The 25,546-nt window shown below is 67.2% G+C and carries 23 protein-coding genes and 1 riboswitch; of the genes, 9 read left to right on the top strand and 14 right to left on the bottom strand.

What is annotated here, in order from left to right; all coding sequences use genetic code 11:
- The first annotated feature begins 269 nt into the window (after nt 1-269).
- Both A9973_RS12170 and A9973_RS12165 read left to right on the top strand, forming a co-directional pair.
- Nucleotides 270-1,064, top strand: a complete 795-nt coding sequence (locus tag A9973_RS12170; RefSeq protein ID WP_183014030.1) for a DUF3800 domain-containing protein — start codon at nt 270-272, stop codon at nt 1,062-1,064.
- Between the two features lie 127 nt (nt 1,065-1,191).
- Nucleotides 1,192-2,190, top strand: coding sequence for a tripartite tricarboxylate transporter substrate-binding protein (locus A9973_RS12165; protein ID WP_183014029.1), 999 nt, complete (start codon nt 1,192-1,194; stop codon nt 2,188-2,190).
- Between the two features lie 94 nt (nt 2,191-2,284).
- Here the strand turns inward: A9973_RS12165 and metF are convergent, their stop codons facing one another.
- The 9 genes from metF to A9973_RS12120 all read right to left on the bottom strand — a co-directional run bounded on the left by metF (nt 2,285) and on the right by A9973_RS12120 (nt 10,813).
- Complete coding sequence (metF, locus tag A9973_RS12160) at nt 2,285-3,127, bottom strand: methylenetetrahydrofolate reductase [NAD(P)H] (protein ID WP_183014028.1); 843 nt, start codon at nt 3,125-3,127, stop codon at nt 2,285-2,287.
- Nucleotides 3,127-3,462, bottom strand: a complete 336-nt coding sequence (locus A9973_RS12155; protein WP_183014039.1) for a phage holin family protein — start codon at nt 3,460-3,462, stop codon at nt 3,127-3,129. The genes metF and A9973_RS12155 overlap by 1 nt, the downstream gene beginning before the upstream one ends.
- A 120-nt stretch (nt 3,463-3,582) precedes the next feature.
- On the bottom strand, nt 3,583-5,001 hold the full coding sequence (ahcY, locus tag A9973_RS12150; RefSeq protein WP_183014027.1) for an adenosylhomocysteinase: 1,419 nt from the start codon (nt 4,999-5,001) through the stop codon (nt 3,583-3,585).
- Nucleotides 5,002-5,103: 102 nt separating this feature from the next.
- Nucleotides 5,104-5,253: riboswitch (S-adenosyl-L-homocysteine riboswitch) on the bottom strand.
- A gap of 98 nt (nt 5,254-5,351) precedes the next feature.
- On the bottom strand, nt 5,352-6,392 hold the full coding sequence (locus A9973_RS12145) for a glycosyltransferase family 1 protein (RefSeq protein ID WP_183014026.1): 1,041 nt from the start codon (nt 6,390-6,392) through the stop codon (nt 5,352-5,354).
- Nucleotides 6,393-6,481: 89 nt separating this feature from the next.
- Entirely contained in the window at nt 6,482-6,718 is a 237-nt protein-coding gene (locus A9973_RS12140) for a DUF1289 domain-containing protein (RefSeq protein WP_183014025.1), read from the bottom strand.
- Nucleotides 6,719-6,797: 79 nt separating this feature from the next.
- Nucleotides 6,798-7,685, bottom strand: a complete 888-nt coding sequence (locus A9973_RS12135; protein WP_183014024.1) for an alpha/beta fold hydrolase — start codon at nt 7,683-7,685, stop codon at nt 6,798-6,800.
- Nucleotides 7,686-7,703: 18 nt separating this feature from the next.
- Nucleotides 7,704-8,360 carry a 3-isopropylmalate dehydratase small subunit gene (gene leuD, locus A9973_RS12130; RefSeq protein ID WP_183014023.1) on the bottom strand — a complete coding sequence of 219 codons (657 nt, stop codon included), beginning with the start codon at nt 8,358-8,360 and terminating at the stop codon, nt 7,704-7,706.
- A complete protein-coding gene (gene leuC, locus A9973_RS12125; RefSeq protein WP_183014022.1) occupies nt 8,357-9,778 on the bottom strand; it encodes a 3-isopropylmalate dehydratase large subunit in 1,422 nt (473 codons plus the stop codon). The genes leuD and leuC overlap by 4 nt, the downstream gene beginning before the upstream one ends.
- 51 nt (nt 9,779-9,829) lie before the next feature.
- Complete coding sequence (locus A9973_RS12120) at nt 9,830-10,813, bottom strand: tripartite tricarboxylate transporter substrate binding protein (RefSeq protein ID WP_183014021.1); 984 nt, start codon at nt 10,811-10,813, stop codon at nt 9,830-9,832.
- Nucleotides 10,814-10,954: 141 nt separating this feature from the next.
- On the opposite strand from A9973_RS12120, the gene A9973_RS12115 reads away from it, so the two are divergent.
- The gene (locus A9973_RS12115; protein ID WP_183014020.1) at nt 10,955-11,878 is read left to right on the top strand and encodes a LysR family transcriptional regulator; all 924 of its coding nucleotides are present in this window, start codon (nt 10,955-10,957) and stop codon (nt 11,876-11,878) included.
- A gap of 10 nt (nt 11,879-11,888) precedes the next feature.
- Here A9973_RS12115 and A9973_RS12110 read toward each other — a convergent pair whose 3' ends face one another.
- From A9973_RS12110 to A9973_RS12100, 3 genes are read right to left on the bottom strand one after another with little or no spacing between them, the layout of a single operon-like run.
- Nucleotides 11,889-12,530, bottom strand: a complete 642-nt coding sequence (locus A9973_RS12110; protein ID WP_183014019.1) for a flavin reductase family protein — start codon at nt 12,528-12,530, stop codon at nt 11,889-11,891.
- 1 nt (nt 12,531) lies between these two features.
- Nucleotides 12,532-13,305: a GntR family transcriptional regulator gene (locus A9973_RS12105; protein ID WP_183014018.1), complete on the bottom strand. Its 774-nt coding sequence runs from the start codon at nt 13,303-13,305 to the stop codon at nt 12,532-12,534.
- A gap of 44 nt (nt 13,306-13,349) precedes the next feature.
- Complete coding sequence (locus A9973_RS12100) at nt 13,350-14,321, bottom strand: polysaccharide deacetylase family protein (RefSeq protein WP_183014017.1); 972 nt, start codon at nt 14,319-14,321, stop codon at nt 13,350-13,352.
- A 230-nt stretch (nt 14,322-14,551) separates the two neighbouring features.
- Here A9973_RS12100 and A9973_RS12095 point away from each other — a divergent pair, with 230 nt between their 5' ends.
- From A9973_RS12095 to A9973_RS12085, 3 genes are read left to right on the top strand one after another with little or no spacing between them, the layout of a single operon-like run.
- The gene (locus A9973_RS12095) at nt 14,552-15,742 is read left to right on the top strand and encodes an ABC transporter substrate-binding protein (protein WP_183014016.1); all 1,191 of its coding nucleotides are present in this window, start codon (nt 14,552-14,554) and stop codon (nt 15,740-15,742) included.
- 25 nt (nt 15,743-15,767) lie between these two features.
- Nucleotides 15,768-16,646, top strand: a complete 879-nt coding sequence (locus tag A9973_RS12090) for a branched-chain amino acid ABC transporter permease (protein ID WP_183014015.1) — start codon at nt 15,768-15,770, stop codon at nt 16,644-16,646.
- The gene (locus A9973_RS12085) at nt 16,646-19,138 is read left to right on the top strand and encodes a branched-chain amino acid ABC transporter ATP-binding protein/permease (protein ID WP_183014014.1); all 2,493 of its coding nucleotides are present in this window, start codon (nt 16,646-16,648) and stop codon (nt 19,136-19,138) included. The genes A9973_RS12090 and A9973_RS12085 overlap by 1 nt, the downstream gene beginning before the upstream one ends.
- 45 nt (nt 19,139-19,183) lie before the next feature.
- Here A9973_RS12085 and A9973_RS12080 read toward each other — a convergent pair whose 3' ends face one another.
- Nucleotides 19,184-20,188, bottom strand: a complete 1,005-nt coding sequence (locus A9973_RS12080; RefSeq protein WP_183014013.1) for an Lrp/AsnC family transcriptional regulator — start codon at nt 20,186-20,188, stop codon at nt 19,184-19,186.
- Nucleotides 20,189-20,270: 82 nt separating this feature from the next.
- Here A9973_RS12080 and A9973_RS12075 point away from each other — a divergent pair, with 82 nt between their 5' ends.
- Both A9973_RS12075 and A9973_RS12070 read left to right on the top strand, forming a co-directional pair.
- Nucleotides 20,271-21,590, top strand: coding sequence for an MFS transporter (locus A9973_RS12075; protein WP_183014012.1), 1,320 nt, complete (start codon nt 20,271-20,273; stop codon nt 21,588-21,590).
- 69 nt (nt 21,591-21,659) lie between these two features.
- Complete coding sequence (locus A9973_RS12070; RefSeq protein WP_183014011.1) at nt 21,660-23,090, top strand: amidase; 1,431 nt, start codon at nt 21,660-21,662, stop codon at nt 23,088-23,090.
- Nucleotides 23,091-23,254: 164 nt separating this feature from the next.
- On the opposite strand, the gene metK is transcribed toward A9973_RS12070, so the two are convergent.
- On the bottom strand, nt 23,255-24,418 hold the full coding sequence (gene metK / locus A9973_RS12065; protein WP_183014010.1) for a methionine adenosyltransferase: 1,164 nt from the start codon (nt 24,416-24,418) through the stop codon (nt 23,255-23,257).
- 276 nt (nt 24,419-24,694) lie between these two features.
- On the opposite strand from metK, the gene A9973_RS12060 reads away from it, so the two are divergent.
- Nucleotides 24,695-25,546, top strand: an 852-nt coding sequence (locus tag A9973_RS12060; RefSeq protein ID WP_183014009.1) for a lysophospholipid acyltransferase family protein, incomplete at its 3' end; no start/stop codon positions are given.

Genomic DNA, 25,546 nt, shown 5'->3' with positions numbered 1-25,546 from the left:
AGGCAGTTTCGACAGTTCTACGGTCTTGCCGCTTGCGCTAATGCCTTGGATTCACCTAAAGTCTTTTCAACGCATATGCCAGTCATGTGCCCACCTTCCGAGGCCCGCGCAAGCAATTGCAGCGGGCTTTCGTGTCTTTGCACAAGAGATCGCCCCCTGGCCATCGGGGAATGGTGACATTTGCGCTCACTACAACGAAAACGGTCTATTCCCACGGCCTACACTGCCTCAAATTGCATGCGTCGGCATGCTGTGCAGAGGATCTCGTCATGCATTATGTCGTGTATCTGGACGAATTCGGGCATATCGGCCCCTTCGTCTCCCGTGACCACGAAAGGCACAGAACCAGCCCTGTCTTTGGCTTTGGCGGGCTAGTTCTACCCGTCGCGGCAGTGCGGGACTTTGCCATCTACTTCTACAAACTGAAGTGCCGCCTGTTGAAGTTCGAACTCGAACAACAGAACGAACCTGCGTACCGATGGGAAAAGAAAGGAGCGCAACTCTATACCGTCAAGAACGTGGAGAAGTATCGAGAGCTACGGACAGCCACGGGAAGATTGCTCAATCGGCTAAAGCAACTCGGCGGCCATGTGATCTATGGTGGCGAGCACAAAGCGGCGGGCGAAGCCGCCCACCAACCGGCAGAGGTCTTCAAGCATCATTTGCTGCAACTGGTGCGCCAGGCAGACCGCTTTTGCGCGGCGCGCCAAGCGACCTTCATGTTGTTGCTTGATGAACAGCAAGCCGGCAGCATCTGGCGCGAAATGAATGTGGAAGCCTGTACCCTTGCGATGTTCTCCACTGAAACCGACCGCTGCAGAACGTTGGTCGAACCCCCGCTCCAAGGCGAAAGCTACCTGTTCCAGACGCTTCAATGCGCCGACTGGATATGCGGCCTGATCGGCAGGCTATGCGCCTATCAAGTGGCATCCCACCAATACGGGGACTGGGAAATATTCCACCGTTATTTCCATGACCGTGTGAAAGCGGCGGCACTGCCATGCAGCAAGCTGGATTCGCGGGATATCCCTGCTATCCCCGCGCATCCATCGCATACCGCGTAAACCCGCCTTTCCCCCCGCCGAAACCCGGCTTGTGAAACGGCAAATTCTCTTCCTTGGCCTGACACGCGACACTGGTGCCGGCCCGCGCTGCGTTCGCGCGACCCGAGAAAACCACAAGGAGCGAGACATGCCCCACATCTTCACGCGCGCGGCGACGCGTGCCGCCTGGCCCCTGCTGGCACTGTCCTGCCTTGCCTGGGGTTCCGCCAGCGCGCAGGGCGCATATCCGAACCATCCCATTTCACTCGTCGTGCCGTTCGCGGCGGGCGGCCCGACGGACGTGGTGGCGCGCAGCCTGGGCGCCTCCATGGCCAAGACGCTGGGCCAGAGCATCATCATCGAAAACCGCACGGGCGCCGGCGGCACGCTGGCGTCCCAGCACGTGGCGCGCGCGGCGCCCGACGGCTATACCTTCCTGATCCACCACAACGGCATGGCCACGGCGCCGGCGTTGTACCGCAAGCTGTCGTTCAATCCGCTGACGGACTTCGCGTATGTCGGGCAGGTGGCGGACGTGCCCATGACGCTGCTGGGCCGCAAGGACCTGCCGGCCGACGGCATGGCCGGCTTCATCAAGTACGCGAAAGAAAACGGCAACAAGGTCAACCTGGCCAATGCCGGGCTGGGCGCCGTGTCGCAACTGTGCGGCATGCTGTTGCAGGAGTCTCTGGGCGTGCAGTTCACGACCGTGCCGTATGCCGGCACGGCACCTGCGATGACGGCGTTGTTGGGTGGCCAGGTCGACGTGCTGTGCGACCAGACCACGCAGACCATCCCGCAGATCAAGGCGGAACGCGTGAAGCTGTACGGCGTCACGACGCTGGACCGCATCAAGGCGCTGCCCGACGCGCCGACGTTGCAGGAAGGCGGATTGAAGGGGTTCGAGGTCAAGGTGTGGCACGGCGTCTACGCACCCAAAGGCACGCCGCCCGAGGCCATCGCGAAGTTCAACGCGGCGCTGCGCGCGGCCCTGAAAGACCCGGCGTTCTCGCAGAAGATGGCCGAACTGGGCGCCGAGATCGTGCCCGAATCCAAGCAGACGCCGGAAGGCCTGCAGACCTGGCTGCAAGCCGAGGTCGACAAGTGGGGCGGCATCATCAGGAAGGTGGGCGTGTACGCGGATTGAATGCGCGGAGGCGCCTTGAGCGCGGATGAAAAAAGGCCGGCATCTCTGCCGGCCTTTCGCATTGCGCGCTGCGCAACGTCATGCAGCGCCGCAATTACAGCGCCAGTTCCTTCCACACCGCCAGCGGGGCTTCCGCGTGGTTCAAGGTGTAGAAATGCAGGCCCGGCGCGCCGTTGTCCAGCAGCGTCTGGCACAGCTCGGTGACGACATCCACGCCGAAGGCGCGGATGGAAGCCTTGTCGTCGCCGAACTCCGCCAGGCGCAAGCGGATCCAGCGCGGCACCTCCGCCCCGCACATCTCCGAAAAACGCAGCAGCTGCGTGTGGTTCGTGATGGGCATGATGCCCGGCACGATCGGCACGCGCACGCCCTTGGCCTGGGCCCGGTCGACGAAGTCGAAATAGGCGTCGGCGTTGAAGAAGTACTGCGTGATGGCCGCGTCGGCACCGGCGTTCACCTTGGCCACGAAATGGTCCAGATCGGCGGACGGGTTGGCCGCTTGCGGATGCATTTCGGGATAGGCCGCCACTTCGATGTGGAACCAGTCGCCGGTTTCCTTGCGGATGAACGACACCAGTTCGTTGGCGTAGCGCAGCTCTCCCGCATCGCCGCCCATGCCCGAAGGCAGATCGCCGCGCAGTGCGACCACGCGCCGCACGCCGTCGTTCTTGTACGCCTGGAGGATGTCCCGCAGGTCCTGGCGGGTAGCGCCCACGCACGACAAGTGGGGCGCCGCGTCGCAACCCAGGTTGCGCAGCGTGCTCACGGCATCCGCCGTGCCGGCGCGCGTGGAACCGCCCGCGCCGAAGGTCACGCTGACGTACTTGGGCTGGATGGCCAGCATCTGCTTGGCCGCGCGGACCAGCCGTTCCTGACCGGCCAGGTCGCGCGGGGGAAAGAATTCCAGACTGAAAGCAGGAGACATCGAATCGGACATTAGGGGATCAGTTTGGTAAGCAAGCCAGAGATGATGCTGTAGAGGATCGCACCGCCCACGGCCCACCAGAACCCGTTGACCTGGAAGCCCTTCAGCACGGAGCCGACGAACCAGAACAACAAGGCGTTGATAACGATAAGGAAGAGGCCGAGCGTGACGATCGTGATGGGAAGCGTCAACAACACCAGCACCGGCTTGACCAGCATGTTCACCAGGCCCAGCACCAGCGCGGCGATCAGCGCCGATCCGAAGCTGGCCACGGTAATGCCGGGCAACAGATAGGCAACGGCCAGCAAGGCCACCGCGTTCAGGATCCAGACGAGAATCATAGCCACCATGTTCGTTCTCCTGTAAGCGCTCCGCGGCCCCTTGATCGCCAGGCGACGCCGGGGAACCCCGCGGTTCGGAAAGTCCGCGCCAACATGGCGCGGCACTTCCCTATTTTGCTACATGCATCAATAGCGGTAGTGGTTCGGCTTGAAGGGGCCTTCCACCGGCACGCTGATGTAGTCGGCCTGTTCCTTGCTCAAGGTGGTCAGTTGCACGCCGAGTTTCTTCAGATGCAGGCGGGCGACCTTTTCGTCCAGGTGCTTGGGCAGCACGTAGACTTCGCCGGACTTGTAGGCCTCGTTGCGCGTGAACAGCTCGATCTGGGCGATCGTCTGGTTGGCGAACGACGACGACATCACGAACGACGGGTGGCCCGTGGCGCAACCCAGGTTCACCAGGCGGCCTTGGGCCAGCAGGATGATGCGCTTGCCGTCCGGGAAGATCACGTGGTCGACCTGCGGCTTGATCTCTTCCCACTGGCAATCGGCCAGGCCGGCGACGTCGATTTCGTTGTCGAAGTGGCCGATGTTGCAAACGATGGCCTGGTCTTTCATGGCGTCCATGTGGGCGCGCGTGATGACCTGGTAGTTGCCGGTGGCGGTGACGAAGATGTCGCCGTGGGCGGCGGCTTGTTCCATCGTCACGACCTTGAAGCCTTCCATGGCGGCTTGCAGGGCGCAGATGGGGTCGATTTCGGTGACCCAGACTTGCGCGCGCAGCGCGACCAGCGCCTGGGCGCAACCCTTGCCCACGTCGCCGTAACCGGCCACCACGGCGATCTTGCCGGCGATCATGACGTCGGTGGCGCGCTTGATGCCGTCCACCAGCGATTCGCGGCAGCCGTACAGGTTGTCGAACTTGGACTTGGTGACCGAGTCGTTGACGTTGATGGCGGCAAAGGCCAGCTCGCCCTTTTGCGACATCTGGTACAGGCGGTGCACACCGGTCGTGGTTTCTTCGGTCACGCCCTTGATCAGCGCCAGACGGGTCGAATACCACTTCGGATCGCGCTTGAGCGTTTCCTTGATGGCGGCAAACAGGATGCGCTCTTCGTCGCTGCCCGGGTTGGCCAGCACCGAGAGGTCCTTCTCGGCCTTGGTGCCCAGGTGCAGCATCAACGTGGCGTCGCCGCCGTCGTCGAGGATCATGTTGGCGTTCTGGCCGTTGGGCCATTCGAAGATCTTGTGGGTGTACTGCCAATACTCTTCCAGCGTTTCGCCCTTGACGGCGAAGACCGGCGTGCCCGACGCGGCGATCGCGGCGGCGGCGTGGTCTTGCGTGGAGAAGATATTGCACGACGCCCAGCGCACTTCGGCGCCCAGGGCCACCAGCGTTTCGATCAGCACGCCGGTCTGGATGGTCATGTGCAGGCTGCCGGCGATGCGGGCGCCCTTCAGCGGCTGCGCGGCGGCGAATTCTTCGCGGATGGCCATCAGGCCGGGCATTTCGGTTTCGGCGATAGCCAATTCGCGACGGCCCCAGCCTGCCAGCGACAGGTCGGCAACCAGGTAGTCGGAGAAAGATTTATCAGTTACAGCGTTCATGGTGTGTGTAGGCTCCACGTGAATATCGAACGGCGCACGATATGGCCGGACAACGCGAATACACCACGACAGTCGAGTGCTCGCCTTTCCCGCCATATGCGACAAAGGTGAGCGCCGTTGCTGTAGCGACGCGCAGGGCGCGGCGCTTGAACAAGGATTCCTGAGCCTGGCGAGCCGGGTTCCGCCTGCCATGGCTGTGTTGAATCACAGTATGACGGGAACCGCAGGGTCGTCGCAACGCTCCTCAGGATTGCGAAGGATTGTACCGGTTTGGCGTGCCGTCCGGAAACCCGTCCCCGAAAATTCCCCGCCATCCTCGCCCGCCGCTCATCTTGTCACCCCTCCGTCGATCATCCGACGCGGGCCAACGACGGCCGCGATGACGCGTCCGCCACTAGCGGCACCAGCGAATCCAGCAGGTCCGTGGCCACCGAGTCCCAGCTGCGGGTCAATGCATGCGCGCGCACCGCGTGGCGGTCCAGCGGCAGCGCGGCGCGGCAGGCGTGAGCCAGGTCGTCGTCCAGGCAGCCGGTGACGCCCTGGGTCACCACGGCAAGCGGCGCCTCGCTGCGGAACGCCGCCACGGGCGTGCCGCAGGCCATCGCCTCCAGCATCACCAGGCCGAACGTGTCGGTCAGGCTGGGGAACACGAAGACGTCGGCCCCGGCGTAGAAGCCCGGCAGCGCATCGTCCTTCTGCATGCCAAGGAACACCGCGCCGGGAAATGCCTTCTTCAGCCGCGCCTCGTCCGGGCCGGCCCCCACCACCACCTTGCTGCCCGCCAACTCGAGCGACAGGAAGGCGTCCAGGTTCTTCTCCCGCGCCACGCGGCCCACGCTCAGGTAGACAGGCCGCGGCAGGTGCGCGAACGCCGCGCTCTCCCCGGGCTGGAATTTGCGCGGGTCGACCCCGCGCGACCAGACCCGCAGGTTCGCCAGGCCGCGCCGCGCCAGGACGTCCCGCACCGTGGGCGTGGGCACCAGCACGCATTGCGAAGGGCGGTGGAACCAGCGCAGATAGCGCCACGGCAAGGCGGCCGGGATGCCCATGCGCGCTTGCAGATAGTCGGGGAACATCGTGTGGAACGACGTGGTGAACTGCCAGCCCCGCGCCAGCGCCATACGGCGCGCGGCCAGGCCCAGCGGGCCTTCGGTGGCGATGTGCAGCGCGTCGGGGATGGTGTCGCCCAGGATGCGCCGCAACTGGCGCCCCGGCTGCAGGCAAAGCCGCAAATCCGGTTCTGACGGGGCCGGGATCGTCCGGCTGCCCTGCGGGTTCACCACGATCAGCTCGTGGCCCCATTCACTCAGGATCTGCTGCATGGTCGTCCAGGTGCGGACGACGCCGTTGACTTGCGGATGCCAGGCATCCGTAACCAGGACGATGCGCATGATAGGGCCGGAAGTGGGCGATACCGCGATTTAGCCCGCCCGATATGACACGCCCAAGACGGCCGGAAGATCCGGCCCGCCGCCCGCGTTCAGTTGTTGCGCCGGGGATACCCTTGCGCCTTGATGCGGATCCAGACTTCGCGCTTTTCCTCTTCCGTCATGAAGACCCAATTGGCGACTTCCATGGCGGTGCGGCCGCAGCCGCGGCAGATATCGTCGAACAGGGTCGAGCACACGGCCACGCAGGGGGAGTCGGTCGCCTTGAAGGCGCGTTGCGCGTCTTCCGGGTCGGGTAATTCGGACAGGTCGGCGAAGTAACGATTCATGGGGCGAAGGTTAACACCAGGAGTGCGTCCCTTTTTTTATAGCCCTATCGCTTGCCCAGGCTTGATCAACCGCCCCGGGCTACCGCCATCCGAAGAACGCGCCGGCCTCTTCCAGCAGCGCGTCGGGGGTCTCTTCGGCCAGGTAATGCGCCCCGGGCAATGATCCTCCCGAGACATTGTCGGCCACCGCGCGCCACAGCCCCAACACGTCGAAATTCTTGCCGACCGCGCCGCGCTCGCCCCATAGCGCACGCACCGGCATACGCAGGCGAACGCCAGCGGCGCGGCTGGCGCGGTCGTGGTCCAGGTCCAGCGTGGCCGAGGCGCGGTAGTCCTCGCAGAGCCCGGTGGCCCAGCCCGGCTGCCGGGCCGCGCGTTCATATTCCGCCATGGCTTCGGCGGAAAAATGCGCCAGGCCGCCGGGCCGGCCGCCCATCACCGAGCGCAGGTAGAACACCGGATCGTGCCCGATCATGGTTTCGGGGCCGGGCGCAGGCTGGATCAGCCAGAACCAGTGGAAATACGCCTGCGCGAAGGCCCGGGTGGTGCCCTCGTACATGTCCAGCGTGGGCGCGATGTCCAGCAGCATCATGCGGGACACGGCGCCGGCATGGTCGAGCGCCAGCCGGTGCGCCACGCGGGCGCCGCGGTCGTGCGCCAGCACCTCGAACCGGTCATGGCCCAGCTCGCGCATCACCGCCACCATGTCCGCCGCCATCTGGCGCTTGGAATGGGCGGCGTGGTCCGGCGTGGGCGCGGGCTTGCCGCTGTCCCCGTAACCACGCAAGTCAGCCGCCACGCACGTGCGGTGCCGCGTCAGCTCGGGCCACACGCGATGCCAGATCGCATGCGTCTGCGGATGGCCGTGCAGCAACAGCAGCGGCGGCCCCGACCCGTCGATGCGCGCGGCGATGTCAATGCCGTCGCCCGGAATGCGGCGCACGGGCAAGTCGAAGAATGCGGTCATGGGTACTGCCTCCTGTCGTTAATCTCGCCCGGCGTCCAGGCGGTCGCGCACCGTGCGCGCCACGTCCTTCATCCAGGGATGGCGTGCCCAGTGGGCGGCTTCGAACCGTTCCACCTCGGGTAGCTGGGCCAGCGACGCGCCCACCATGTCCTGGCCTTGCGCGAACATGCGTCGATGTCTTTCCGGCAAGGTGAAGCCCGCCGTCCAGCCGTCGGCGGCGCGCACCTGCCCCGCCATCACGTCGATGGCCACGCGGTTGCCGCCCGCCACGCCCGTATTGGACACCCGCGCGAGCAAGGCGTCGACCTCGGCCGGCGGCAGGCTGACCAGCAGCAGGCCGTTGTTCACCGCATTGAAGTAGAAGATCTCGCCAAAGCTCGGCGCGATGACGGCGCGGATGCCGAACTGCTGCAAGCCCCACACCGCGTGTTCGCGGCTGGAGCCGCAACCGAAGTTCGGACCAGCCACCAGCACGGACGCGCCCGAATAGGCGTCCTGGTTCAGGACGAAGCCCGGGCGCGGCGCGCCATGCTCGTCAAAGCGCAGGTCGTACAGCAGGCCCCGGTCCAGCCCCGCCTTGTCGATGATGCGCAGAAACTGCTTGGGCATGATCTGGTCGGTGTCCAGATTGGAAAACGGCAGCGGCGCGGCGATGCCTTCGATCAGCGGATTCATTTGGTCTGCTCCCAGTCGCGGGCGTCGACGATGCGGCCGGCCAGCGCGGCGGCGGCCGCCATGGCGGGACTCATCAGGTGCGTGCGCCCTGCCCGCCCCTGACGTCCTTCGAAATTCCGGTTGGTGGTGGACGCGCAGCGCTCGCCGGGGCGCAGCACGTCGTCGTTCATGGCCAGGCACATCGAACAGCCCGGCTGGCGCCATTCGAAGCCGGCGTCGATCAGTTGCGCGGCCAGCCCTTCGGCTTCGGCCTGCGCGCGCACCGCGCCAGAACCCGGCACGACCATCGCGCGCACGCCGGCGGCGACTTTGCGGCCGCGCACCATCGCCGCGACCACGCGCAGGTCTTCAATGCGGCCGTTGGTGCACGAGCCGATGAACACGCGATCGATCGGCACGCCGGCGATCGGCATGCCGGGCGCCAGGCCGATGTAGTCCATGGCCTTTTCCAGCGCCAGCCTGGCCAGCGTGTCGGGCTCCGCCTGCGGATCCGGCACGCGCCCGGTGACCGGCATGGCCTGGTCCGGGCTGGTGCCCCAGGTGACAAACGGCGCGATGTCCGCGGCGTCGAACGCGTGCTCCACGTGGAAGGCGGCGTCGTCGTCGGTGCGCAGCGTGGCCCAGTAGGCGCGCGCGGCGGCAAGCGTCTCGCCGCGCAGTTGCGGCGCATGCGCGGCGACGTACGCATCGGTGGTGGCGTCCGGCGCGATCAACGCGGCGCGCGCGCCGGCCTCTACCGTCATGTTGCACAAGGTCATGCGGGCCTCGGCCGACAACGCGTCGATCTCCGTGCCGCAGAACTCCACCGCGTGGCCGCGCGCGCCTTGGGCACCGATACGGTGCACCACGTAAATGACCAGGTCCTTGGCCGACACGCCGGCGCCCAGCGCGCCGTCGACACGGATCCGCATGTTGCGCGCAACGCGGTAGACCAGCGTCTGCGTGGCCAGGATGTGTTCGACTTCCGACGTGCCGATGCCGAAGCCCAGGGCGCCCAACGCGCCGTAGGTGGTGGTGTGGCTGTCGCCGCACAGCACCACCATGCCGGGCAGGATCATGCCGTGCTCGGGCGCAATCACGTGTTCGATGCCTTGCAGCGGGTCGGTGGTGTCGAACAGCGCGATGCGCTGTTCGTCGCAATTGCGCTTCAGGTTCAGGGCCTGGCGCGACGACGCATCGTCGGGAATCACGCGCAACGCCGACGGCACCGGATGCGTGGGGATGATGTGGTCCACCACCGCCATCTGCTGCCCGGGGCGCAGCACGCCGCGGCCGCGCGCGGCCAGCCCGCTGAAGGCTTGCGGGCTGGTGTATTCGTTCATGATGTGCAGGTCGACGTACAGCAGGATGTGCTCGTCGTCGATGCGGGCCACTTCATGGCTGGCCACCAGTTTGTCGTACAGCGTCGTGCCGGGCATGTCTTTCGTCCTTGATTGCGACGCCCGCGGCGAACCACGGGCGTCTTGCGTCTAGTTGGCCTGGATGCCGGCGTCCTTCACGATGTCCGCCCAGCGCGTCATCTCGGCGGCCACCATGTCGTCCGTCTTGGCCGGCGTGGAGATCAGGGGATCGAACCCTTCCTTCTGCATGCGTTCTTTAAGCGCCTGCGACTGCAGCGCTTCGGCCAGCTTGGCGTTCAGCGTATCGATCACCGGTTGCGGCGTGCCGGCCGGCGCGCTGACCACGAACCAGGTATTGAATTCGTAGCCGGGCAGGCCGGATTCCGCGATGGTGGGCACATCAGGCAGCAGCGGCGAACGCGTGGTGCCGGTCACGCCCAGCGCCCGGAGTTTCTTGCCATCGACTTGCGGCTTGGCCGCGGACAGCACCGGGAAGCTCATCTGCACCTGCCCGCTGATGGTGTCCACCATGGCCGGGCCGCCGCCCTTGTAGGGCACATGCAGGATCTGCGTTTTCGACACGGACTTGAACAGTTCCGCGGCCATGTGGAACGTGCTGCCCGTGCCGGCGGAACCGAAGCTCAGGTCATTGGCGGGCCGCGCGCGCACATAGGCCAGCAGCTCGCTCACGCTGGCGACCGGCAAGGTGTTGGTCACCGTCAGGACGTGCTGCGAGGTGCCCACCGTGCCCACGGACCGCAGGTCTTTGCGGGTGTCGAACGGCATGTCTTTGAACAGCGCCGGGTTGATGGCCAGCGACATGGTGTTGATCGCCAGCGTATAGCCGTTGGGCTGGGCGCGGGCCACGGCCGACATGCCGATGTTGCCCGACGCGCCGGCCCGGTTCTCCACGATCACGCTTTGGCCCAGGGCGCGGCCCCAGGCGTCTGAAATCAGCCGCGCGGCGATGTCCACGCTGCCGCCGGGCGCGAACGGCACGACAAGCGTCACGGCGCGTTCGGGAAACGCGTCGGCGGCCACGGCCGGAAAGGTCCAACAGGATGCGGCGGCAAGGGCCGCGCAGACGGCGCCGGCCACGGGTTTGATCTTCATTCCTGGTCTCCTCGGTTGGCCGCGTGGGTGCGGCTCTATATCGGTAAGGCCAGTGTATAAGCCGGTTTAATTCTTATAATTGCTGATCAGACTAATTCTTTATTAAATTAGATTTATAAATAGCGCTTGCGAGACCCGCCCATGGACGCCCTTTCCGATCTCGCCTTCTTCTCGCTGGTGGTCAAGCATGGCAACCTGTCCGCCACCGCCCGCGAACTGGGCCTGACGCCGCCCGCCATCAGCGCGCGGCTGGCCCGGCTGGAACAGCGGCTGGGCGTGCGGCTGCTGAACCGCACCACGCGGCGGGTCAGCGTCACGCAAGAGGGCGAGCTGTATCTGGCGGAAGGCGGCCGCATCCTGGCCGACCTGGAGGCGCTGGAACGGTCGGTCTCAAGCGCCCGCGCCCAGCCCCAAGGGCTGCTGCGGCTGAACGCCACGTTCGGTTTCGGCCGCGCCCACATCGTGCCGGCCGTGTCGGACTTCGCGCGCCAGTATCCGGATGTCGAAGTGCTGATGCGGCTGACGGACCGGCCGCTGAACCTGATCGAAGAAGGCTTCGACGTGGCCGTGCGTTTCGGCGACCTGCCCGACGCACGCCTGACCGCACGCAAGATCGCGTCCAACCGGCGGCTGCTGTGCGCGTCGCCGCGTTACCTGGACACCTACGGCGAGCCGCGCACGCCGGGCGACTTGCAGCGCCACCGCTGCATCGTGATGCGCGAGAACGACGTGGCCTACGGCACTTGGCGGCTGGAGTCCGGCCAGCGCGCCGAGACGGTGAAGGTGCGCGGCCCGGTCAGTTCGAATGACGGCCAAAGCGCGCTGGAATGGGCGCTGGACGGCCACGGCATCGTGATGCGGTCCGAGTGGGAGACCGCCGACCACCTGCGCGCCGGCCGGCTGCGCGAAGTGTTGTGGGATTGGCGCACGCCGTCCGCCGACATCCATGCGCTATATCCCGAACGCCTGAACCTGCCGGCCAAGACCGTCGCGTTCGTGGAGTTCCTGTCGCAACGCTTCGCCCGGCACCTGCGGCCGCCAGGCGGGCACGGTGCGGTGTGGTGAAGGCGCCGCCTTAGATTTCGTCGATCGAGGTGCTGGCCGCCGTTCCCGCCGGCGCGTCCCCGGCGCCGATCGCGTAGCGGTCGCGCGTGGTGACGTAGAAGCTTGCGCCGAAGCGCCCCACCGGAAAGTAGTCCTGCAAGCGCACGCGCCAGGTCTCCGTGTCGATCAGGCCATCGCGCGCGTGCAGCCAGCGCACCTGGCCGATGAAGATCTGCCGGCTGGCGGTTTCCATCGTTTCGTACAGCGTGCATTCAAAGGCCACGGGCGCCTGCACGATGCGGGGCGGCTTGACGTGATGGCTGGGCGCGGCGTCCAGGCCGGCGTGGGCCAGTTCGCTGACGTCCGCCGGCAGGCGGTCGCCGCAGCGGTGCATCTTTTCCGCCATCGCCTCGTCGGTCAGGTGCACCACGAATTCCTTGTCGCGGGCGATGTTGCGGGCCGTGTCCTTCAAGCCGCCGTCTTCCAGGCGGTTGATGCTGACCATGACGATGGGCGGGTCTTCGCCCAGCATGTTGAACATGCTGAACGGCGCCGCGTTGACCACGCCGGTCTCGGACAAGGTGGTGATCAGCGCGATCGGCCGGGGCACGATCAGGCTGGCCATCAGCTTGTAGCGCTGGTATTCGGTGATTGCGTCGAAATCGATTTCCATGTCAGGCCAGTCCCAGCATCTGGGCAAGGGTTTGCGCGGGCTGCGGGCGCTCCAGGCTGATGCGCCGCTCCAGGTCCGCAAGGTGGTTGTCGTTGATCTTCACGGCCTCGGCCACGTCGCCGCGTTCCATCAGGTCCACGATCAGCACGTGCTCGCCGTGTTCGCAGGCGGCGTTGCCGGGAGGCTCGTACAGCGCCACGATGAGCGAGCACCGCGACACCAGTTCGGCCAGGTAGCCGTGCAGGATGGCGTTGCCGGACAGTTCGCCCAGCCGCACGTGGAAAGCGCTGGCCTGGCGCGCCCACGCGGGCTGTCCGGCGCGGTGCAGCAAGGCATGTTCGTCGCGCAGCTGTTTGCGCAGCGACGCGTAGTCGGCCTTGGTGGCCCGGGCCACGGCCAAGGGCAGCAGCGCCGCTTCCAGCGCGCGGCGCGCCTGGAAGATCTGCCGCGTGTCTTCGGGCGTGGGCTCGGCCACCACCGCGCCGCGGTTATGGTGCAGGTCCACCACGTGCTCGTGCGCCAGCCGCTGCAAGGCTTTGCGCGCCACCGAGCGCGACACGCCGAACAGTTCGCAGATCGCGGCCTCGGGCAGTTTCGTGCCGGGCGTCAGCCGCTGGCTCATCACGCTTTCGTACACCGCTTCGCAGATGCGGCGTTCCATGTCGCTGTCCGGCGTCGCGTCGGCGTGGCCGGCCGCATCCGGGGCGGCGGCCGGCTTGGCGGCGTTCAAGACCGCGGGCTTGGCGCGGGGGTTGGCGGGGCGACGGGTAGGCATGCGGGGCTCGGATGGGCGGACGGAGGGATCGGAAAGTCGGAGGGTCAGCGCACGGCGGCCACGGCGGACGCGGCGGACGGCAGGCTGTCCACATGGCGGCAGATCTCGCCCGGCGTGGTGAACCAGATCTCGCCCCGGTCGCGCGCCGCGGCCAGCGGCGCCAGCGCCCGGCGCAGGTGCCGCAACCGATACGGCTGCCCAACGATATACGGATGCAGCGCGATGCCCATCACCAGCGGCTGGCGGGCGGCCTGCGCACGCATTTCCTCGAACTGGTCAAGAATCATATCGGCAAAGTCGCGCGCGTCCATCTTGCGGCCCATGATCATCGGGATGTCATTGAGCTCCTGCGGATACGGAATTGCCCAGAGGTCGCCCGCTCGGGTGCGCATGCGCATGGGCTGATCGTCGTGGCACCAGTTCAGCGTGTAGCGGTAGCCGGCCTCGGCCAGCAGGTCGGGCGTGGCCCGGCTTTCCGAAATCCACGGCGACAGCCAGCCCGCCGGCGCCTGGCCGGCGTGCTGCCGGATGCGGTCGCGGCAATGCGCCAGCAGCGCGCTTTCTTGGTCCTCGGCCAGGCCGCCCTGGCGGTGCGCATTGCTGTAGCCGTGCCCGATCAGTTCATCGCCGCGGGCCAGGAACGCGTCGACCAGTTCCGGGCAATGCTCGTACAGCGCGGTGTTGAGCAGCACGCCGGCGGGCAGGCGCAGTTCGTCGAACAGCTCCAGGCAACGCCACGCGCCCACCCGGTTGCCGTATTCGCGCCACGCGTAGTTCAGCACGTCGGGATGCGGCGAGGCCGGCCCCAGTTCGGCCCCCAGCCCTTCGCCGAACGCGAAATGCTCGATGTTGAAGCCCAGGTACACGGCCAGGCGCGCGCCGTTCGGCCAGGCGTAATCACCCCGGCCGGTGATCGGCTGATAGGCGAAACGGCCATGGCAGGCCAGCGGCGCGGGCGTCCAGTCAGACGCGTCGCCACGCCCCGGATTAGTGCTTGAAAGCAAGGTTGGATTCATTTTGGTGCAAATCCCGATGCATGATTGTTAACAAAATTCCTGAATCTTTGTAGACAAAACTGAAATCCGACGCGGACAAACCACGCCTGAAGTCGCCGCACTCCCCCTCGTAGCGCGGTGATCGCTGCCCCCGGCGGCCGGTTGGGCCCCGATGGCATGGATCTTGCATGGGGAAACCAGGCAGCCCTTAACCCCATGCAAGATCCGTTCCACTTTTCCAGGAGTGCCCGATGGTCCCGACCCGCCGTTCCTTTCTGCTTCGCGCCACCGCCGCCGCCCTCTTCGCGGCCGGCCTCTCCGCGCAACCGGCGCTTGCCGCCGACCCCATCAAGATCGGCCTGATCACGGCGCTGTCCGGCGAGTCGGCGCGCGCGGGCGAAGCGCTGACGCGCGGCATGACGATCGCCATCGACGAGATCAATGCGAAAGGCGGCCTGCTGGGCGGGCGCCAGATCGTGCTGGTGCGGCGCGACGACGAAGGCAATCCCGCCAAGGGCATGGCCGCCGCGCGCGAACTGATCTTCAAGGAAAAGGTCGCCGTGCTGTTCGGCGGCCTGGACACGCCGGTCTCGATGGCGATCGTGCCCATCGTGAACCAGGAGAAGGTGCCGTTCATGGGACCGTGGGCGGCCGGCACCGCCATCACCCAGAACAAGGGCAACCCGAACTTCGTGTTCCGCGTGTCGGCGATGGACGAGATCGTGGACAGCGCCATGGTCCAGTACGCGCAGAAGACGTTCCAGAGCGCCAAGCCGGGCATGATCCTGGTGAACAACCCGTGGGGCGAATCCAACGAGAAAGGCCTGAACGCCGCGCTGGCCGCGGCCAAGGTCACGCCCGCCGGCGTCGAGAAATTCCAGCCCAACGATCTGGATGTGGTGCCTCAACTGAGCCGTCTGAAGGCCGAGGGCGCGGACACGCTGTTCCTGGTCGGCAACGTCGGCCCGTCGGCGCAGGTGGTGAAGTCGCTGGACCGCATGGGCTGGAAGGTGCCGATCGTGTCGCACTGGGGCCCCGCCGGCGGCCGCTTCACCGAGCTGGCCGGCCCCAACGCCAAGAACGTGCACTTCGTGCAGACCTACAGCTTCTTCGGCAAGCAAGGCCCGGTGGGCGACAAGGTAATGCAGGCGCTGAAGGCCAAGTATTCCGACATCAAGGGCCCGCAGGACATCACGCCCGCCGTGGGCGTGGCCAACGCCTACGACGGCATGCAGCTGGCCGCGCTGGCCATCGCCCAGGCCGGTTCGACCGAGGGCGACGCGGTGCGCCAGGGCTTCTACAAGATCGGCAAGTACGACGGCCTGATCAAGACCTATGACCAGCCCTTCACGCCCGCTTCGCACGACGCGCTGCGCGAAGACGACTACGTGTGGACGCAGTTCATCGACAACCGCATCCTGCCCGTCAAGGGCGCACAGTAAACGGCTGTTCCACACGGAGACGCGCATGTTGTTGATGTCCGCCATTGTCAGCGGCCTGGGTCTGGGAAGCATGTACGGACTGATGGCCCTGGGCTTTTACCTGACCTACGCCGTGTCGGGCACGGTGAACTTCGCCCAGGGCAGTTCCATGATGCTGGGCGCCGTGCTGACCTATACCTTCGCGCAGACGCTGGGCTGGCCGCTGGCGCCCGCTTTGCTGGCGGCGTTGGCGCTGTGCGCGCTGTACGGCCTGGTCGTCGAGCGGCTGGCCGTGCGGCCGTTCGCCAGCCGGGGCTCCAACGCCTGGCTGATGTCCACGGTGGCGCTCGGCATCGTGCTGGACAACGTCGTGATGTTCACCTTCGGCAAAGAGCCGCGCAGCCTGCCTTCGCCGTTGGCGCAGGCGCCGCTTGAAATCGGCGGGCTGGGCCTGGGCGTCTATCCCCTGCAGCTGCTGATCCCGATGGTCGGGCTGGTGCTGGCGGCGGCGCTGCATGCCCTGTCACGCCGCACACGCTGGGGCGTGGCGCTGCTGGCGGTCGTGCAGAACCCCGGCGCAGCGCGGTTGATGGGCATTCCCGTGCGCCGCGCCATCATGGCGGCGTTCGCCGTGTCCACGCTGTTCGCCGGCGTGGCGGGCGCACTCGTCGCGCCGCTGTTCAACGTGCAGGCCGACATGGGCACGCTGTTCGGCCTGAAGGCGTTTGTCGTCGCGATCCTGGGCGGCATCACAAGCGCCTGGGGCGTGATGATCGCCGGCCTGCTGTTCGGCGTGGTCGAAGCGCTGATCACCGTGGGTCTCGGCTCCGGGTACACCCAGATCATCAGCTTCACGCTGGTGATCGTCATGTTGGCCGTGCGTCCCAATGGACTGTTCGGACGCGCCGATGTCAGGAAGGTCTGATGAATAAGCGACTTGCATCACGCTGGCTGCCGCTGGCGATCTACGCCCTGCTGGCTGCGGCGGGCCTGGCTTTGGCTGCCACCGTCAACGGCTATTACGTGTTCGTGCTGGGCAACGTGGCGCTGCTGGCGCTGGCCGGCATCGGGCTGAACGTGCTGCTGGGGTTGACCGGGCAGATGTCGTTCGGCCACGCGGGCTTCTACGCCATCGGCGCGTACACCGTGGCGATCCTGACCGGCCAGGCCGGCTGGAGCTTCTGGCTGGCGTGGCCGGCGGCAGCGCTTGTCGCCGCCGCGTTCGGCCTGCTGTTGGCGCTGCCTGCGTTGCGCGTGAAAGGCCCTTACCTGGCGATGATCACCATCGCCTTCGGCTTCATCGTGGAGCATGCGCTGATCGAAGGCGGCGACCTCACCGGCGGCCAGAACGGCCTGATGGGGATCGTCCAGCCCTCGCTGGCCGGCATCGGCGGCGACCGGGGGGTGGCCATGCTGGCCATCGTGGCGGCGTTCGTGGCGCTTGCGGCCTATGCGCTGCTTGCGCGCGGCACGTGGGGCGCCGCGATGCGCGCCGTCAAAGACAGCGAAACGGCCAGCGAATCCATCGGCATCAACCCGCTGGCGGTCAAGGCCGTGGCGTTCATGGTGTCGGCAGCGGTGGTGGGCCTGGCGGGCGGGCTCTACGCGCCGCAGGCCGGCATGATCACGCCGCACAACTTCAACTTCATGCAGTCGATCCTGTTCGTGCTGGCGGTGACACTCGGCGGCGCGGGATCGCTGGCCGGCCCCTTGCTGGGCGCGGTCGTCGTCGGGCTGCTGCCGGAACTGCTGTCCAGCCTGGAGGAATACCGCCTGCTGTTCTTCGGCGCCTTCCTGCTGGTGGTGCTGTGGGCCGCGCCGGATGGTGTTGCCGGGCTGCTGTCGCGGTGGCGCCGCAGCGCGGCCAACCACGGGCTGACGCCGCGCCAGGGCGGCGCGATGCCCGCCGGCGGCCGCCCCCGGCGCGTGTTGCGCGCCGACGCGCTGACGATGACGTTCGGCGGCGTGCGCGCCGTGCAATCGGTGTCCTTCACCGTGCCGCCGGCAGCCGTGACGGCGCTGATCGGGCCCAACGGCGCAGGCAAGTCCACCGTCATCAACATGCTGAGCGGCTACTACCAGCCCACCAGCGGCGCGGTGGCGCTGGGCGATGCACCGCTGGCCGCAATGTCCGCCTACCGCGTGGCGCGCAGCGGCATCGGCCGCACCTACCAGACCTCGCAACTGTTCGACACGCTTAGCGTGGAAGACAACGTGGCGCTGGGCATGGTGCGCGGCCGCTTGGGCGGACTGCTGGCGTCGCGCCGCTACCTGGCCCCGGACGTGCGCGAACGGGCACGCGCCCTGCTGGCGTTCTGCGGCTACGAGGGCGCGCTGGACGTGCCCGCCGCCGACCTGCCGCACGTGGACCGGCGCCTGGTGGAGATCGCCCGCGCGCTGGCCACCGATGCCGACATCCTGCTGATGGACGAGCCGGCGGCAGGCCTGTCCCGCGAAGACAAGACGCGGCTGGCCGTGCTGCTGCGGCGCATCGCCGAGGCCGGCGCGGGCGTGCTGCTGGTCGAGCACGACATGGCGCTGGTGATGGGGGTGTCCGATCACATCGTGGCTATCGACGCCGGGCGCGAACTGGCGCAAGGCGCTCCCGCCGACATCCAGCAATCGCCCGCAGTGCGCCAGGCCTACCTGGGCGATGACGCCGCCCGGCGCGCCCCGGCGGCGCGGCTCAGGCCCGCAGGCGCCCCCATCGCGCAGGAAGTGCTGGGCGTGGGCAACCTGGTCACCGGGTACGGCGCCAACCCCGTGCTGCACGGTATCGACCTGCAAGTGCGGCAAGGCGAAATGGTGGCCCTGCTGGGCGCCAACGGCGCGGGCAAGTCGACCCTGATGCGCACGCTGGCCGGCCTGCACCGGCCCGCGCAAGGCGGCATGCATCTCCAAGGGCAAGAGTTGAACGGCCTGGCCGCCGACAGCATCGTGGCGCGCGGCCTGGTGCTGGTGCCCGAAGGCCGCCAGGTCTTCCCGGGCCTGAGCGTGCTGGACAACATCCGCCTGGGCGCCTTCCTGCATCCGCAAGACCGCGAGGCGCGCGTCGAGGAAATGCTGACGCGGTTCCCGCGCCTGCGCGAACGCCTGCATCAACGCGCCGGCCTCTTGTCCGGCGGCGAACAGCAGATGCTGGCCATTGCCCGCGGCCTGATGTCCAAGCCCGTGATCCTGCTGCTGGACGAACCGTCGCTGGGCCTGGCGCCCAAGATCATCGACGAATTGTTCGACGCGCTGGACCGGCTGCGCGCGGAGTCCATGACGATCCTGCTGGTGGACCAGATGGCGGCGCTGGCGCTGTCGCTGGCCGACCGCGCCTATGTGCTGGAATCCGGCCGCGTGGCCGCGCAAGGCACGGCGGCGGAAATCGCGCAGGACGGCGCGCTGGCCCGCGCGTACCTGGGCGCCTAGGCGCCCCGCGCACAAGCCAAGGGCGCCTTGGGGCCGCAAACGACGCTACGGGGCGTCCGGCCCCAGCCGCGCGCCGGCGCGCACGATGCCGCAGCGCTTGTGTGCGCGCATCACCACGCCGACTTCACTGTTCAGCACGCCGTCCAGTTCGCCCAGCCGCCGCGTGACCACGTCCCACAGATGCAGGCTGTCGCGGCACAGCACGTGCCAGAACAGCTGCGACGCGCCGCTGGTGCCGAACAGGCATCGGGTGTTGGGGTCCAGCGCCAGGTGCGCGGCCAGCGCATCCACCGCCTGCGGGCGCACCTGCACCGAGATCACCGCTTCCACCGGAAAGCCGACCAGCGCCGGCTCCACTTCCACGCGGAAGCTCAGCGCGCGCCGTTCGACCAGATGCTGCAGCAGGCGCTGCGCCGTGGGTTCGCTGATGCCGGCCTGCTCAGCCAGTTCGGCCAGGCTTGCCCGCCCGTCGCGCATCAGATGGGCGACCATGCGCTGTTCCGGTTCCGTCAGGGCCGCCGGCGGCTGCACGCAAGGCGTTTCGCCAGCGTCATCGGGCTGCGCCTGGATGCGCCATTGCCCCGCGCGGCGGAACGGGCGCAGCACCAGCCGCGCCTCCACATGCTCCACGCCATCAATCGACGGCAGCACGCGCGTGACCACATCCGGCATGTCGGCCGCGTCCGCCAAGGTCAGTTCGGCCATCAGGTCCGCAGTGCCGGCCAGGGTGACCACCAGTTGGCTGATGTCCAGCCGCGCCAGTTGATCGGCCACGTCCGGCACCCGGCCCGAGCGGCAGCGCACCCAGGCATGCAGCACGACGCCCTGGCCCATGGCCAGCGGGTCGGGCTCGGCGATGACCCGCAGCGCGTCGGCCTCCATCAGCCGGCGCAAACGCCGCGCCACGGTCCGCTCGGCGATGCCGGTGGCCGCGCCCAGTTCTCGCCAGGACGCGCGGGGGTCTGACTGCAAGGCAATCAGGCAGGCCAGGTCGGTGTCATCCAGCGCTGGCATTAGGGGCTTACCCTTACTTGACGTGACCATATTCATTAATCTAACGTTCGCGCATTGATAAAAACACAAAATTAAACAGTCTTTTTGACTAAAAATAAATTCTTATGTTGAGGACGTCATGAGCAGCCCATCCGCGACCTTGCGCAGCAAGCAAGGAGCAAGCGCCGCGCCAGCCAGCGCTGCGCCCATATCCCGTGCCCGCACCATCCTGGCCGGTAGTGTAGGCAATGCGGTCGAATGGTTCGATTGGACCATCTACGCCTCGTTCGCCATCTTCTTCTCCAGCCAGTTCTTTCCCCCCGGCAATGAAACCACCGCGCTGCTGGCCACCTTCGGCATCTTCGCCGTGGGCTTCTTCATGCGTCCGGTGGGCGGCTGGGTGCTGGGCATCTTCTCCGACCGCTACGGCCGCAAAGCCGCGCTGGGCCTGACGATCCTGATGATGGCGGGCGGCTCGCTCATCATCGCCATCACCCCCACCTACGCCGCGATCGGCATTGCCGCCCCGCTGCTGCTGACCGGCGCACGCCTCTTGCAAGGCCTGTCGCTGGGCGGAGAGTATGCCTCGGCCACAACCTTTCTGGCGGAAATGGCTCCGCCGGAAAAGCGCGGCTTCTATTCCAGCTTCGTGTTCTTCAGCGCCGCCGTCGGCATCCTGGCCGCCTCCGCCGTGGGCTGGATCCTGACCTCGACGCTGACCAAGGCCGACATGGCTTCCTGGGGCTGGCGCATCCCCTTCCTGCTGGGCGCGCTGGGCGGCCTGGCCGGCATGTGGATCCGCCGCGCCATCCCGGAAACCGAAGCCTTCTCGCACGCCAAGAAAGCCGGCGTCGAAAAGCAGCCGCTGCGCACCTTGCTGCGCGATCACCCGCGCGAAGTGCTGCGCATCGTCGGCTTCTCGGTCCTGACCACGTTCGCGTTCTACATCTTCGTGGCCTACGTCCCCACCTACGCGATCCGCCAGGTGGGCGCCGACCCCAAGACCGCCTTCGCCGCCAACACCGTCGCGCTGATCGTGTTCATGCTGGTGCAGCCGCTGTTCGGCATCCTGTCCGACCGCATCGGCCGCAAGCCGCAACTGATCTTCTTCGCCACCGGCTACCTGGTGTTCTTCTACCCCGTGATGACGACCCTTGGACCCTCTTTCGGTTCGATCCTGGCGGTGGAGTTGTTCGGCCTGGTGCTGTATGCCATGTACACGGCCATCGCGCCGGCCATCATGTCGGAACAGTTCCCCACCAGCGTGCGCGCCGTCGGCATCGGCACGCCGTACAACCTGGTCGTCGCGCTGCTGGGCGGCACCACGCCCTACCTGCTGACCTGGCTGCAAAGCAAGGGCATGGAGCGCTGGTTCTTCTACTACGTGCTGGCGGGCGCCGTGATCACGCTGATCACTTTCATCCGCATGCCCGAAACCAAGGGCCAGACGCTGAAGTAGCGCCCAGGCACCCCGTGCAGACGCGATCCGGCCCCGCAAGGGCCGGATCGCATTTTTTCCATGAGAACCATGCCAGATCAAGCCCACACCGACCTGCATTTCCGCGACGCCCGTGAACTTGCCCGCGCCATCCGCCAACGCGAACTGAGCTCGCGCCAGGTCACCACGCACTTCCTGGACCGCATCGAGCGCGCGCCGCTGCTGGCGGCCTACAGCGACGTTACGGCCGAACGCGCCTTGGCGCAGGCCGATGCGGCGGATCGCCTGCTGGACGCCGGCATCCTGACGGGCCCGCTGCACGGCGTGCCGGTCGCGGTAAAGGACAGCATCCAGTGGCAGGGCACGGTGACCACCGGTGGCTCGCAGACGCGGCACGGCGTCATCAGCGGCGAAACGTCGGCGGCCGTGCGCGCGCTGGCCGCGCAAGGCATGGTGATCCTGGGCAAGACCCGCATGACCGAATACGCGTTCGGGCTGTCGGGCCAGAACCCGACCCAAGGCACGGCGCGCAATCCGTGGGATGCCCGCGTCGCGCGAGCGCCGGGCGGCTCGTCCAGCGGTTCCGGCGTGGCAGTGGCGGCCGGGCTGGCGCCGATCGCGCTGGGCGGCGACACCGGCGGCTCGGTGCGCGCCCCGGCAGCATTGAACGGCGTAGTGGGCTACAAGCCGTCCTCCGGCATGATCAGCCGCGCGGGCTGCCTGCCCCTGTCGGACACGCTGGACGTGCTGGGCCCTCTGGCCCGCAACGTGGCGGATGCCCGGCTGCTGACGCAGCTGCTGGCCGGCCCGGACGTGGACGACGCCGCCACCCTGGCATTGCCCGCCGCCTGCTTCACCGCGCTACGCCACCCCGCCCCACACCGGCCCGGCACGGTGGCCGTGCTGGCCCCCCAGGCCTGGCCCGCCCCGCTGACCGAGGCCGGCCTGCGCATCTGGCATCAGGCCCAGGACCGCCTGGACCAGGCCGGCCTCACGCCCACCGCCTGGCACCCGCCCGCCGCGCTGTCGTTCACGCGCATGGCGGACGACAATTCGATCGTGCTGGCCTACGAGGCCTACCGCTATTACGGCGCGCTGGCGAAGAACCCCGCAGCGCCCTTGTGGGAAGTCGTGCGCGCGCGCATCGCGGCAGGCGGCCGGATATCGCAAGCCGATTACGAAGCCGCCCTGCTGCGGCGCCAGGCCGATATGGCGGCGTTCGCCAGCGCCATGCGGGGCATCGACGCCCTGCTGATGCCCGCCTGCGATCAAGCCGCGCAAGCGCTGGACGCCGAAGACGTCCGCCATGCCGGTCTGGGAAAACTGCTGCGCCCCGCCAACTTCCTGGGCGCGGCCGCGATCTCGCTGCCGGCCGGCTTCGACAACGACGGTATGCCCATCGCCGTCCAGTTGCTGGCCCCCGCCGGCGGCGACGCCGCCATGCTGGACTGCGCGGCGGCGCTGGAACCCGTGCTGGCGCCCTCGCCGCGGCTGCCGGACCTGTCGGCCTGGGGGCTGTAGCGCTTGGCGCGAAAGCCGTCCGACCCGGCGTAGGATGGGTGAAGCGCGAGAGTCCGTACACAAGAACACCGGCCTCGAGCGCGCGCAACCCATCCTACGTGCGAACAAAAGCAAAAAGCCCCTGCAAAATGCTTGCAGGGGCTTTTTCTTGAAGAACTGCCGCTTTACAGCGCTTTCTTCAGGTCCTGGACCTTGTCCGTGGCTTCCCACGAGAATTCCGGCTCGGAACGGCCGAAGTGGCCATAGGCGGCGGTCTTCGCGTAGATCGGGCGCAGCAGATCCAGCATGTTCACGATGCCCTTCGGACGCAGGTCGAAGTGCTCGCGCACCAGCTTGGCGATCTCGTGGTCGGGGATGACGCCCGTGCCTTCGGTGTAGACGGTGATGTTGATCGGTTCGGCCACGCCGATGGCGTAGCTGACCTGCACCTGGCACTGGCGCGCCAGGCCGGCGGCCACGATGTTCTTGGCCACGTAGCGCGCGGCGTAGGCGGCCGAACGGTCGACCTTGGACGGATCCTTGCCCGAAAACGCGCCACCGCCGTGCGGGCATGCGCCGCCGTAGGTGTCGACGATGATCTTGCGGCCAGTCAGGCCGCAATCGCCTTGCGGGCCGCCGATGACGAAACGGCCGGTCGGGTTGACCAGGAACTTCGTGTCCGGCGTGATCAGGCCTTCGGGGAAGCTCGGCTTGATGATGTCTTCAATGACGGCTTCGCGGATGGTCTCTTGCGTGACTTCCGGCGCGTGCTGGGTCGACAGCACCACGGTATCGACTTCCGCCGGGCGGCCGTCGACGTAGCGGAACGTCACTTGCGACTTGGCGTCCGGGCGCAGCCACGGCAGGCGGCCGTCCTTGCGCAGTTCGCTCTGGCGCTGCACCAGGCGGTGCGCGTACCAGATCGGAGCCGGCATCAGGTCGGGCGTTTCATCGCACGCGTAGCCGAACATCAGGCCCTGGTCGCCCGCGCCCTGGTTAAGATAGTCTTCCGAGCTGCGGTCCACGCCTTGGGCGATGTCGGGCGATTGCTTGTCGTAAGCAACCAGCACGGCGCAACCCTTGTAATCGATGCCGTACTCGGTGTTGTCGTACCCGATGCGGCGAATGGTGTCACGCGCGACCTGGATGTAGTCGACGTTGGCGGTAGTGGTGATCTCACCGGCCAGGACGACCAGGCCCGTGTTGCACAGCGTTTCGGCCGCGACACGCGCGTTGGGGTCCTGCGTGAAGATGGCATCCAGAATCGAGTCGGAGATCTGGTCGGCAACCTTGTCGGGATGCCCTTCAGAGACGGATTCGGAGGTGAAGAGAAAATCGTTATTGGCCACAGATGCGTCCTTATTGTCCGGCCTTGCCGGCGCATAGGTTTACGAGGCGCGTTGCACCCCGGACCGCATGGCATACGCTAATCTGGGCGCGACGCTTTAGCGGATTCAGCAAAGGCCGCGCATGGCGCCGCACCCCTGCCGTCGCCCCGCAAGTTGTCGGTTAACTCGGCGACTGAGCGCATTTTAAGCGAAAATGCCGTTCTTATGCTCGCGCCGGGGGTGTAAACATATTCCTGAACACCGGCATGTCCTTGCCCGTCCTTATCCATTTGCCGCATGCTGCTCGCTCTGTTCCGCCTTTTTGCCGCCTTGCCGCTACCCGTTGCGCACGCCATCGGGCGCGCGGCTGGGCTTGCCGTGTACGCCTGGCCGGGCAAGTACCGGCGCAGGCTTCAGGCCAATGCGGCGCAGGCCGGCTACCCGGGCGCGGCGTTCGCCCGCCATGCAGCGGCCGAAACCGGCGCGATGATTCTTGAGAACCCGCGCGTCTGGTTCAAGAACGAGCAAAGCCTGGCCCAAGTGGTGTCGGACGATAACGACGTGGTCGCGTCCGCCCGGGCCGAAGGCCGCGGCATTCTGTTTTTGACGCCGCACCTGGGCTGCTTCGAGATCACCGCCCGCTACCTGGCCCGCCAGATGCCAATGACGGTGATGTTCCGCCCCCCGCGCAAGGACGTGCTGGCGCCACTGCTTGAGACGGCGCGCAACAGTTCGGCCGTCAACGCCGTGCCGGCCACCATGCAGGGGGTGCGCGAATTCGTGCGGGCGCTGCGCCGGGGCGAGTCGGTCGGCATGCTGCCCGACCAGGCGCCCAGCGTGGGCGACGGCGTGTGGGTGCCGTTTTTCGGCCGTCTGGCCTATACCATGACGCTGCCCAGCAAACTGGCGACGCAAACCAATGTGCCGATCATCCTGACCGCCGGCGAACGCCTGCCCAAGGGCCGGGGCTGGCGCATCCATTACGTCCGGGTGCCAGAACCGCTGCCGGCCGAGCCTGAAGCCCAAGCCGCCCTGATCAACGCCGCAATGGAAACGCTGATCCGCCGCTGCCCCGAGCAATACCTGTGGAGCTACAACCGCTACAAGACCCCGCGCGGCGCGCCCCCGGCGCCCGACACCGCCCCGGCT

Source organism: Achromobacter sp. UMC46 (assembly GCF_014170335.1).
GTDB lineage: Bacteria > Pseudomonadota > Gammaproteobacteria > Burkholderiales > Burkholderiaceae_B > Achromobacter.
Note: the sequence above shows the minus strand (reverse complement) of the source record. Positions and strands in the feature narration are given on the sequence as shown.